Source organism: Sulfurospirillum sp. SCADC (assembly GCF_000743525.1).
In the GTDB taxonomy this organism is placed as follows: Bacteria; Campylobacterota; Campylobacteria; order Campylobacterales; family Sulfurospirillaceae; genus Sulfurospirillum.
The window spans coordinates 25,914-35,723 of the sequence record NZ_JQGK01000022.1 but is presented as its reverse complement, the minus strand read 5'-3'; the positions used below and the strand labels follow the sequence as shown (position 1 = coordinate 35,723).

The window sequence follows — 9,810 nt, the reverse complement described above, 5'->3', positions numbered from 1 at the left end:
CTTGTTTTTCAGGGTCGACTATATACTCCAATACTCATATACTTTGTTCAGTTCGGAAATCCAACATTTCAGAAGATCTGTTGTATCACGGTCTAAATCCTTGGCAAGCTCAAAAAAGCCTTTACCAGATTTCCCATCTCCATCTTTATGTACGACAATAACCGATAGTATGCCATGCCCTAAAGCATTTTCTTCTCTTGAAATTTCTTCTAAAAGCCTAAATAATCTGGGATCATGTGCTTCAAAAGAGGCAGATGAAATTTCCCCAGCAAGCTCGGAATAAGTTATGACATTTCTTAACTTAGCACGCTCTTGTAATAATGTCTTAGCTTCTTGCTTCGCTTGTTCATACATAAAAAATCCTTTTAAGTGTGTTTTAGTCTCTTCCCAAAAACTCAGAAGCTTCGGAGATAATCAAAAACGCTTCGGGGTCATACTCACGGATGATGTCCTTGAGCAGTTGAATTTTTGACATTTCTACGGTAAGCAAAATCATCGTTTTGGTTTGCTTTTGATGGTGCAGTCCAATGCCTGTGAAAATCGTACCATGCTCTTCGATGCGCTCTCTGATCTGTTCGGTGAGTGCTTCAACGTTGTTAGAGATGATTTTAACGACTTTTTTAGAAGGGCGACCGGTGAGAATGACATCGATAACTTTAGCGGTAACATACACACCGATCATGCTGTAAAGTGCTTTTTTAAGATCACTATAGACGAAGATATAGGCAAACATGATGGTGACATCAATGCTTAAAAGCACCTCTGAAGCTTTAAATTTACTCTTCATTGCGACGATTTCACCCACCACCGAGGTACTTCCCGTCGAGGAGCGTCCTTTAATGACCAGCCCAACCCCAAGACCGATAAAAATACCACCAAAAACAGCAGCTAACAGAACATCATCGGTGAGTGGATTGAGGTGCAAAAATTCTCGAAAAAGGTCGGTGAAAAATGAGGTGGAAAACATTGCAAGCAGGGTTTTAAAGGTGTACTGCTTCCCAAAATAGATAAAGCCTAAAAGGATGAAAGGAACACTTACTAACATAATGAGCGTTCCAAGCGTGAGTGATGTCACAAGGTAGTGCACAATCAGTGCGATACCAATGCCACCACCCGTGACCATATTATTGGGCGACAAAAAACAGACGACGGCAAATGCCATCGACATGGTGCCTAAAAACACGTAGAGGTATTGCAGAAAGGCTAGAGAGCGTGAAGGCAGTTTCATTATTTGAGATACCCCATCAAATTAAATATAGGCAATTTGGAGCTACTTTCTAATTTTTTCATCCATTTATCCATCGCATCTGGTTTTTCCCAAACGGCTGATTTGACTTGGGCGAGCTCCTCGACCTTATTTTTAGCATCTTGGATGGAGCCCACTTCGTCGATGAGATGAAGACCCAGTGCTTTTTTGGCGATAAACACTTGCGCATTGGCAAATTCATTGGGTTTGGCAAGATTCAGACCACGTGCCGTGGCAACGTCGGTGATGAAAAGGGTGTACGCATCATCGATCAGCTCTTTAAGCGCACCACGCTCTTTTGGGGTCCATTCACGCGTAAACGTACCCATCTGTTTGTACTCACCTGCGGTAATAATCTGCTCTGAGATGCCCAGTTTTTTAGCCAGTTCTGCTACATTGGGCGCTTGGAAGAGCACACCGATAGAGCCTACAAAGGCACCCGGATTAGCGATGATATGATTGGCCCAGATGGAAGCGTAATAACTTCCGCTGGTCATACTTCCTGCGGCATACGCTACAACAGGTTTGTGCTCGCTCAAACGTTTTACCGCCATCGAAAGCTCGATGGAAGGGGCTAGTGCACCACCCGGAGAGTCTACATGTAAAAGCACGCCTTTGATGTGTTCGTCTTTATCTGCTTTGTCGATGTTCTCTAAAATCTCTTCAACGTTTAAGATTTCACCTTCGATTTTGATGATCGCAAGGTTGGGGTTATTTAGCTCTTCTTGGGAACCAAAAATGAGCACCAAAAGCAGTATAAAAAGCATCGCTTTAAAGTGGTTTTGGATGTAGCCCAAAATGGCGCCTATCCAGATAAAAGGTTTTTTAAGTAGGTCTAGCATGGTTGTTCTCCGTCAATAAAAGTTAAATGGGTTTGGTGTGTGTGCAAGATGAGCTGTAGTGCCACATCCTCTTTTTCACACGCTTGGGGCAAGGTTGCCACGATAAGGTCACTGTAACGCTCTTTTTCAAGCACGCCACATGGCAGTTGCAACGCTTTGGCAGCGTTACATGTAACGCTTTGCAGAAGTGTTTTAGCGAGGCTTGAAAGTTCACATTCAGCGTGCATCATTAAGGCAGAGCGCATTTCATCCCAAAGGCTGAGCGAGGTGTTGGAGCTCAGTCCATCGGTTCCTAATGTTTGGTTGATGTTCTCTTTTTGCACGGCTTCAAGGTCGAGTTTGCCTACGCCTAAAAGTCGGTTGGAAACAGGACAATGCGTCAAAGTCGCTTTTTGCTCAGCAATAATCTCTAGCTCGTTTTGCGTTGCTTGTACCGCGTGGGTGAATAGCGTTTTGTTTTGTTCAAAAAGCTCAAGGAACTCTACGCTTGAACACATCGGTTTTGCATGAGGATTAAACGCACTAAAAAACGTTTCAAAATCGCCCTTTCCTTCATCGATCCACGCACGCTCCGCAGGGCTTTCCATAAAATGCGTGGAGACCACACACCCCTCTTCTTTGGCAATTTGAAGCGCTTTTTTAGCCAAAATCGGATGCGTTGAGTAAGGTGAATGCACCGAAACTGCAGGAATAAAACGTTTACATGTAAACGTTTTGGAGGCTTCAAGACGTCCTCTAAAATCCCCATACATCGCATCCACGGCAATTGGAACGGAGCCTAAGACTTCATTGAAATAAACCACACGTTGAGGGGTTTGAGAGCACGCCTCCAAGTCAGCGCCAAAACTGCTGATGGCACCCAAGGTGGTGGTACCGCTTTTAAGCATCTCGTGAAGTTTACATGTAATGAGTTCCGTTGTCGCAAGAGCACTCAGTTCTTCTCTATGCTTAATGACAGAGCGAAGCCATGGGATAAAATCACCATAGCGAAGCATGCTTTGGTTAGCACTAAATTCGAGGTGAACATGGCTGTTGATAAGGCCAGGCAAAATAACACTGTTTGGAGGTGTTTCAATCAATTCTGCATGAGGATATTTTTGTTTTAAATCTTCGCTCTGTCCTACATCAATGATGGTTTCATCAAAAGCAACAGCACCTTTTTCTATGATCTCAAAAGAGGCGTTGCAGGGTACTACAAAGTCTGCAATTAACAGTTTCACATCGATCCTTTTTGGCGTAATTGTATCCTAAACTAAGCTTGAGACTTCTTGCATAACCCATTGAAAAAAGAGTATCGTCCATAGCACACCACTTTTTAAAACTAAAAACATCGCCATAGCTACGGCTATGACTCAATTTTGAGTTTTAAAAATTGACGCACTTTGAACAAACTCTTGAATCTTTTCAAGGGTTATGCAAGAAGTCTATTGATATAATAAGAGTAAATTTTAAACAAAAGGTAACTCATGAAAATTGTTGTGATTCAAGGTCCAAATCTTAATATGCTCGGTCACAGAGAGCAAACCATCTACGGTGGCATGAAACTTGAAGAGATTCACTCTCAAATGGAGACGGTCGCAAAACAAAATGGTTTTGAAATCGAATTTTTTCAATCCAATTTAGAAGGTGAAATTGTGGATCGTATCCAAGAATGTCTTGGCGATGCCGATGGTATCATCATCAATCCAGCGGCATATACACATACCTCAATTGCGATTCGTGATGCGATTAGCGCGGTTGCTTTACCAGCGATTGAAGTGCATATCAGTAACATCTACCGACGTGAAGAGTTTCGTCAAAAAAGCATGACCGCAGCGGTTTGCACCGGTCAAATCAGTGGTTTTGGACCGTTTGGTTACCACCTTGCGATGATCTCGATGATGCAAATGCTAGGCGAGCTTGACGCACTTCGCAAAGCACAAGCGGCACAACAACAAGCAGCAAAAGCGTAAGATGAACTACATTCTCCAAGATGAAAACGCGCTCTACTTTGAATGCGGGTTTTCATGCGACCATGCGGTTTTTTTGAAACTGGGGAGCGAAGCCTTTTTTATCACCGATGCGCGGTATACAACCGAGGCTTCGGAGATCATCAAAAACGCAACCGTTTTGGAAGGCGACAGGCGCGACCTGCTCAAAACAGCGCGTTTGTTGATTCGCAAAAGTGGTATTAAAACCCTTGCGTATAATCCTGCTGAATGGAATGTGGAAGTGTTTGCACGTTTGAATGAAAAACTGAACATCACGTTTCAGAAAAAGCCCAATTTTTCGCAACAAAAACGCATCATCAAAAGTGAAACTGAACTTGAAATTCTCAAGAAAGCGGCACTCTTTGGTCGAGATGCATTTACCCATTTTGGAAAATTTTTAAAAACTCACGGTGAGGGCATCGATGAAAAGCGTGCCTTCTTTGAAGCAGAAGCGATCTTAAAACACCACGGTGAACTAGGACTCAGTTTTGAGCCGATTATCGCGCTTGGAGCCAACGCTGCCAAACCGCACGCACTGCCTACATGTAAAACACTTCAAAAAGGTGAACTTGTCCTTTTAGATGCGGGCGTGAAGTATCAGCGCTACTGTTCTGATCGCACACGCACGAGCTTTTTTGATGAAGGGTTCAACTTTGAAAAAGAGCAACGCTTCAGCGAGGCCTTGAAACAGAAAGTTTATGATACAGTGCTGCTCGCGCAAGAAGCCGCACTGAAAGCGGTCAAAATCGGTGTCAAAGCCAAAGAGATCGACAAAGCGACGCGCGATGTCATCGATAAAGCGGGATTTGGAGCCTATTTTATTCACTCCACGGGGCATGGTGTCGGACTTGATATTCATGAACTTCCTGTCATTAGTGTCCGTTCCGAAACCATTATCGAAGAAAATATGGTCTTTACCATTGAGCCAGGCATTTACTTACCAGAGCAGTTTGGCGTGAGAATCGAAGATACGATTATTGTGAGAAAATGCGGCGCAGAGGTTATGGGGTGAAGTTAGAACGCATCCGTTTTTTTCCTACATGTAAAAGTGCCAAATCTCATTTTTTGCACCGAACCGTCATAGGACTGGGTGGCAATCAAGGTGATGTGAAGAAGCGTTTTGTCAAACTCTACCGTCTATTGTTAAACGATCCGCGTTTTTATGTTCAAGAGAGTTCCATGGTGTTTCAAAATCCGCCGTTTGGCTACTTGGATCAGCCCGATTTTTACAATGCGGTGATCGTGTTACAAACTTCCTTAAGCGCAAAAGCATTGCTTAAAGTGCTTTTACGCTTGGAGCATCTGTTTGGGCGTGTGAGGCTCTTTAAAAATGGACCAAGAACGCTGGATTTAGATATAATATTTTTCGATAATCAAAAGATCAATCAACCTAACTTAATTGTTCCCCACCCTCGATGGAGGGAGCGTGCATCGGTTATCGTTCCACTTTTTACGCTAAAAAGTTTTAAAGGATAGAGGTGAAATTTCATACGTTTAGTGGAGAAACACCAGCAGAAGCACTCAAACAGGCTCAACAAGACTGCGGTGAAAATGCGCTTGTGATAAGCACCAAACAGATTCGCAAAAAGACCATTAGTACTTCCGCACTCTATGAAGTGGTTGTTGCTGTCGAAGAAGATCAACCAGCACCAGCTCCTAGAAAACCAGAACCCAGAGTTGAACCCAAATACAAAAGTGGCGAAGATGTTCTCTTTAGTCTCTCAGAAGCTGCCAAACAGATTTCGCAAATTGCGCAAGCCACAGGCGATATGGGTAGCTCAAACGCTTCAAAACAAGCAGAGAGAGCTCAAAACAGTGAAGGTATTGGTGAGATCAAATGCGAGATCAATAAGCTCGCCGATAAAATCAAACTCATCCAAGAGATGTTCTGGGAAGAGCGAGCCCCCCACCGCAATCATTTAGCGATTCCTTCCGAATTTTCAGAGATTTATAAACTCGCCAAAACCAGTGGCATGGGTGAAGATCATTTAGAAAACATCATGAATCTGACGTTAGAGCACATGCCTGTCAAAATGAAAAACAGTTCTGAGACGATCAAACGCTATTTTCAAGTGTTGCTTCGCAAACTCATTCCCGTGCGCATGGAAACGGAACTTCCTAAAGGCAATAAGCGAGTGATGATGTTTGTAGGCCCAACCGGTGTGGGCAAAACAACCACGATTGCCAAGCTTGCGGCACGTTACTCCTACATTCAAGAAAAGCGTGCGAAAGTGGGCATTATAACGCTTGATACGTATCGTATTGGAGCGGTTGAGCAACTTTTTCAGTATGCGAAGATGATGCGTTTGCCGATTGAGGATGTGGTTGATCCGAATGATTTTAACAATGCGCTTTCGTCGCTCAGCCATTGCGATGTCATTTTGATTGATACGGTAGGAAGTTCACAGTACGATAAAGATAAACTGATCAAGCTCAATAAGTTTCTGCAAAGCTCACAACTGCAAATCGATGTTAACCTCGTACTCTCCGCAGGAAGTAAACTGGAAGACCTTAAAGAGATCTATAAAAACTTCTCTTTTTTAGACATTGATACGCTTATTTTTACGAAATTTGATGAAACGAAGGTTTTTGGAACGATATTTTCTTTGATTTACGATATTGACAAACCCGTAAGTTATTTTTCCATTGGTCAAGAGGTTCCCGATGACATTGTCCCTGCATCGAGTGACTTTTTGGTTGAATGTATTTTAGATGGCTTTGAGAAAAAAAGAGGTGAACATGGAAACGCAGGCGAATAAGCTCCAAGAACTGGTCGGTGCAGCTTCTGCTAACGAACATAGCCATACAAAATTTATTGCCATCACAAGTGGTAAAGGTGGTGTGGGTAAAAGTACCGTTAGTGCCAATATGGCAAATATTCTTGCAAACAATGGTTATAAAGTAGGGCTTTTTGATGCAGATATTGGACTGGCAAATTTGGATGTCATTCTAAACGTTCGCATTGATAAAAATATTTTACATGTACTCAAAGGCGAGTGTACACTCAAAGACGTCATTGTTCCGATTAAGAAAAACCTTTTGCTGATCCCAGGTGAAAGTGGCGATGAGATTTTAAAATACTCCGAGCAGTTTTTGTTTGAACGCTTTTTAGAAGAGACGAAAGTGCTCAACGACCTTGATTTTATGATTATCGATACGGGGGCTGGTATTGGCGAGCACATCCAACTCTTTTTAGAGGCTGCCGATGAGGTCATTGTGGTCACGGTGCCTGATCCTGCAGCGATTACGGATGCGTACGCGACCATTAAGATTACGAGTAAAACACAGTCTAATATTCATGTTATTTTAAATATGACCAAAAGCGAAAAAGAGGCGCAACTCATTTTTGATAAGATCAATAAAGTTGCCATGGCGAATATTGGCAATGGACTCAAACTCAATTTGATTGGTAAATTGCCTGAGGATAAACTGATTTCTAAAAGCATCAAACAACGCACACTTTTTACCAACGATGCTCCCAATTCTTTGGCATCTTTGGATATGAAACGCATTGTCAATAATTTAGTCTATAAATTGGAACGAAAAGTGCTTAAAAGTGATACGAATAAGAGCTTCGGAAGCTTTTTTAAGCGTATTATTGAGCAATTTTAGATACATTTTGTAAAGGCGTTTATATGGTCAAATCAGAAAATTTCATCTACTTTTTCACAATATGTGGATTTTTTATAGGATTGATGTTTTCGATACTGAATTTTTCAGAGCCAGAAGAGATACTCTTTTACACGTTAGAGATAACGTTGGTTTTTTATCTCATTATCCATGTGGCTGTGATGAATTTCTTTGATTTTGATCGTATGGCGACATTTATTTTCGACAAAAAAGATCACGAAAATATTGGCGATTATTTTATTCAAGAGCTTGAGAACAGAGAAAAAGTGATGGACAGTCTTTTAGCAAGCATTGATAATATGAACCAGCACTATGATAAGATCATGAAAGGCTCAATGGAGAGTAATGAATCCTACACTACTAAAAAAGCAGCAGCCTAATCCTTACCGCCAAAATATAAAAAAAGAGCAAGATGAACTTGTCTTGCAGTACCTTCCTGCCGTGCGTGCTATGGCGTATCGCCTTCGTGAACGACTTCCTGCCTCAGTGGATGTGAATGATCTGATTTCCATTGGAACGGAGGAGATGATCAAACTATCCCGTCGCTATGATAAAGACCAAAATGACTCTTTTTGGGGGTATGGTAAAAAACGTGTGTACGGTTCAATGCTCGATTTCTTACGCTCTTTAGATACGATGAGCCGAGCCAACAGACGCCTCATCAAAATGGTCGATCATGAAATCACCGCCTATTTAGGCGAGCATGGAAATGAGCCAGATGATGCTTACTTAGCGCAACTTTTAAATGAAGATATTGAAAAAATAGCAGAAGCAAGAAATAGTGCTATGATAGTCTCTGTTATGTCTCTTAATGAGCAGATCACCATCCTCTCAGGTGAAGATACGGCACAAAGAGTGGAAAAAGATGAACTGATGGAGATGGTGCAAAACATTCTTACAACCTTTAATGAGCGAGAACAGATGATCATTCAACTCTACTATTTTGAAGAACTCAACCTCAAAGAGATCAGTGAGATTTTGGAGATTAGCGAATCAAGAATTTCTCAAATTCATAAAAAACTTTTGCTAAAGATCAAAGAACAGTTGGGAATCAACCATGGCTGATATATTAAGTCAAGAAGAGATCGATGCACTCTTAGAAGTTGTCGAAGAAGAGGGTGATACTCTCTCCTCAGAAGTTGAACATTCCGACACCAGACAAGTCATTTTATATGACTTTAAACGACCCAATCGTGTTTCAAAAGAGCAGCTGCGTGCCGTAAAAGGTATTCACGACAAGATGGCGAGAAATCTCGCTTCGCAGATCTCTTCGATTATGCGCAGTATCGTAGAGATTCAACTGCACTCTGTTGATCAGATGACCTATGGTGAGTTCTTGATGTCACTTCCAAGCCCAACGAGCTTTAACGTCTTTTCGATTAAGCCATTGGATGGTAACTGCATCATCGAGATCAACCCATCCATCGCGTTTCCGATGATCGATAGACTCTTGGGAGGACTGGGAGAGTCGTATGAATCAACCCGCGAGTTAACGGACATTGAGCTCAATCTTCTGGATGCCATTTTGCGTATTATCATGCAACGCCTCAAAGAGGGCTGGGCTCCGATTACCGACATGTATCCAACGGTTGAGACCAAAGAATCGAGTCCTAACGTTGTTCAAATCGTTTCGCAAAATGAGATTGTTATCATGGTCGTGATGGAGATTATTATTGGCAATTCCAGCGGTATGATCAACTTATGCTATCCTGTTATTTATTTAGAGCCGATTCTCTCACGCCTTGCAAACCGTGATATTATGCTGGGTGAAACGAGTGCAAAAAAAAGTCGCAATAAAGAGTTAAATACGCTCATTTCGCGCGCAGAAGTCTTTATTGAGTCCATCATTGGGCAATCAGAACTGAGCGTAGGAGAGCTTTTAGAGCTTAAAAAAGGGGACATTATCAGGCTGGATCGTGCCGCAGATGATAAAGCCATTGTGATGATTGATAAAAAAGAGCTCTTTTTAGCGGAGATTGGCTTGCATCGTTTCCGTAAATCGATTAAAATAGAGAGTTTGGTTCGAACCGATAAAGATGAAGTCAAAAGTGCGCTCGAAGAGCTAGAACATATTCGTAAATCAAAAATTTCATCATTTGATACATCGCAGCAGGGGTAAGGT

Annotated in this window: 12 protein-coding genes; 8 read left to right on the top strand and 4 right to left on the bottom strand. The window is 42.1% G+C overall.

The features are described 5' to 3' along the window. Nucleotides 1–18 precede the first annotated feature (18 nt). From JU57_RS12775 to JU57_RS12760, 4 genes are read right to left on the bottom strand one after another with little or no spacing between them, the layout of a single operon-like run. Nucleotides 19–354 carry a hypothetical protein gene (locus JU57_RS12775; RefSeq protein WP_037961867.1) on the bottom strand — a complete coding sequence of 112 codons (336 nt, stop codon included), beginning with the start codon at nucleotides 352–354 and terminating at the stop codon, nucleotides 19–21. A 22-nt stretch (nucleotides 355–376) separates the two neighbouring features. After that, nucleotides 377–1,228, bottom strand: coding sequence for a YitT family protein (locus JU57_RS12770; RefSeq protein ID WP_051906889.1), 852 nt, complete (start codon nucleotides 1,226–1,228; stop codon nucleotides 377–379). Continuing rightward, on the bottom strand, nucleotides 1,228–2,088 hold the full coding sequence (gene sppA / locus JU57_RS12765; RefSeq protein ID WP_037961863.1) for a signal peptide peptidase SppA: 861 nt from the start codon (nucleotides 2,086–2,088) through the stop codon (nucleotides 1,228–1,230). The genes JU57_RS12770 and sppA overlap by 1 nt, the downstream gene beginning before the upstream one ends. Continuing rightward, nucleotides 2,082–3,308 carry a metal-dependent hydrolase gene (locus JU57_RS12760; protein ID WP_037961860.1) on the bottom strand — a complete coding sequence of 409 codons (1,227 nt, stop codon included), beginning with the start codon at nucleotides 3,306–3,308 and terminating at the stop codon, nucleotides 2,082–2,084. The genes sppA and JU57_RS12760 overlap by 7 nt, the downstream gene beginning before the upstream one ends. Before the next feature lie 246 nt (nucleotides 3,309–3,554). Between JU57_RS12760 and aroQ the strand changes: the two genes are divergently transcribed. The 8 genes from aroQ to fliM are packed head-to-tail and all read left to right on the top strand — an operon-like array spanning nucleotide 3,555 to nucleotide 9,807. After that, nucleotides 3,555–4,040 (top strand): type II 3-dehydroquinate dehydratase, encoded by a 486-nt coding sequence (gene aroQ / locus JU57_RS12755; protein ID WP_037961857.1) that lies wholly within the window; start codon nucleotides 3,555–3,557, stop codon nucleotides 4,038–4,040. 1 nt (nucleotide 4,041) lies between these two features. Then, nucleotides 4,042–5,070 (top strand): M24 family metallopeptidase, encoded by a 1,029-nt coding sequence (locus JU57_RS12750; RefSeq protein ID WP_037961855.1) that lies wholly within the window; start codon nucleotides 4,042–4,044, stop codon nucleotides 5,068–5,070. After that, a complete protein-coding gene (gene folK / locus JU57_RS12745; RefSeq protein WP_051906887.1) occupies nucleotides 5,067–5,534 on the top strand; it encodes a 2-amino-4-hydroxy-6-hydroxymethyldihydropteridine diphosphokinase in 468 nt (155 codons plus the stop codon). The genes JU57_RS12750 and folK overlap by 4 nt, the downstream gene beginning before the upstream one ends. Continuing rightward, a complete protein-coding gene (gene flhF, locus JU57_RS12740) occupies nucleotides 5,531–6,817 on the top strand; it encodes a flagellar biosynthesis protein FlhF (RefSeq protein ID WP_294877414.1) in 1,287 nt (428 codons plus the stop codon). Before folK ends, flhF begins: the two co-directional genes overlap by 4 nt. Next, complete coding sequence (locus tag JU57_RS12735; RefSeq protein WP_037961849.1) at nucleotides 6,798–7,670, top strand: MinD/ParA family protein; 873 nt, start codon at nucleotides 6,798–6,800, stop codon at nucleotides 7,668–7,670. The genes flhF and JU57_RS12735 overlap by 20 nt, the downstream gene beginning before the upstream one ends. A gap of 23 nt (nucleotides 7,671–7,693) precedes the next feature. Next, the gene (locus JU57_RS12730; RefSeq protein WP_037961846.1) at nucleotides 7,694–8,068 is read left to right on the top strand and encodes a hypothetical protein; all 375 of its coding nucleotides are present in this window, start codon (nucleotides 7,694–7,696) and stop codon (nucleotides 8,066–8,068) included. Continuing rightward, on the top strand, nucleotides 8,034–8,753 hold the full coding sequence (locus JU57_RS12725) for an RNA polymerase sigma factor FliA (RefSeq protein ID WP_037961844.1): 720 nt from the start codon (nucleotides 8,034–8,036) through the stop codon (nucleotides 8,751–8,753). The genes JU57_RS12730 and JU57_RS12725 overlap by 35 nt, the downstream gene beginning before the upstream one ends. Next, nucleotides 8,746–9,807: a flagellar motor switch protein FliM gene (fliM, locus tag JU57_RS12720; RefSeq protein WP_037961841.1), complete on the top strand. Its 1,062-nt coding sequence runs from the start codon at nucleotides 8,746–8,748 to the stop codon at nucleotides 9,805–9,807. The genes JU57_RS12725 and fliM overlap by 8 nt, the downstream gene beginning before the upstream one ends. Nucleotides 9,808–9,810: the final 3 nt, after the last annotated feature.